Annotated in this window: 1 protein-coding gene; it reads left to right on the forward strand. The window is 63.1% G+C overall.

Annotation, left to right across the window (positions count from 1 at the left end):
• Positions 1-1,313, forward strand: a 1,313-nt coding sequence (locus tag NW835_RS02835; protein ID WP_414414472.1) for a DUF559 domain-containing protein, incomplete at both ends; no start/stop codon positions are given.

Below are 1,313 nucleotides of genomic sequence, written 5' to 3' on the forward strand. Positions count from 1 at the left end.
GCTCCTTCCCCGTTTACGGGGATGGCCGGGGAGGAGCTACCCTGCGCCCCATCGAATCCATCCAACCCGGCAACTGGGTTCTGGGGCATGACGGGCAACCGCACCGCGTCGTGCGCGTGATCCGCCGGCCATACCGCGGCAAGATGATCGGCATCCGCCACGAAAAAACCGACGCGACGCTTTGGCTCTCTGCCGACCACAAGGTGCTCGCCAAACGCCGCCCGCGCTCACTGGGAGGGCACAACGACTGGTCGGGCATTCCCCAGGGGTTGCGATGGCGAAGCAAGACACTGCGGCGTGAAATGACCCCGCCGGAGCGTAATCTATGGGCGGTGCTGCGCAACGACCAAACCGGTTTCACCTTCCGACGCCAGCATCCCATCGGTCGGTACATAGCGGACTTTTACAGCCGCGACGCCCAACTTGTCGTCGAGGTGGACGGCGCGCTGGCCCACAGCAGCGAAGAGGCGCTGGCTCACGATCAGGCCCGCGATGCCTATCTCCGCGGGCTGGGCCTGGAGGTACTGCGCATCCCGGCCAGGGAGGTGCTGTCCAATCTGGAGGGCGTTTACGAAACCATTCGACACGCCTGCCACCTTCAGCTCAGCGTCGAAAAGGCCGAGTGGGTGGAAGCGCAGGACCTGGCTGTGGGTGATTGGGTCTTCTTTGGTCCGCAGCGGGTCGCCGTGCGCATCGCTGAACTCCACACACAAGAAACCGAAGAGGAGTTGTACGACCTGGAAGTAGAAGACGCGCATTCTTTCATCACGGAGCTGTGCGTCGTGCACAATTGCGGCAGCGGCACCACCGCCTACGTCGCCGAGCAGTGGGGCCGGCGCTGGATCACCTGCGATACCTCGCGCGTCGCGATCACGCTCGCCCGCCAGCGGCTGATGACCGCCGTCTTCGACTACTACGAGCTGGCGCGTCCCGAAGAGGGTGTGGGCAGCGGCTTCAAGTACAAGACCGTGCCGCATGTAACACTCAAATCGATCGCCAACAACCCGGAGATTGACGGCATCTATGCCCGCCTGCATCCGGCGGTGGAAAAAGCCCTGGCTGAGCTCAACGCGGCATTGAAGGGTCATCCTGTCCAATTTAAGGTTACCCAGGGCGGCCGGTCTGGCCAGTTTGTGGACTTTGCCGCGCCCGACACGGCAACCTTCACCATGCCCGCCGGCCAGGTGGTCAAGGTCAACGAACTGGTGGAATGGGAGGTGCCCTTTGAGTTTCCTGCCGACTGGCCAGAGGAAGCGCGCGATCCCTTCGAGCGTTTTCATCAGGCGCGTCGCACGCTCCAAAAGGAGATCGAC

This window comes from Synechococcus sp. OH2 (assembly GCF_047462155.1).
In the GTDB taxonomy this organism is placed as follows: Bacteria; Cyanobacteriota; Cyanobacteriia; order Thermostichales; family Thermostichaceae; genus Thermostichus.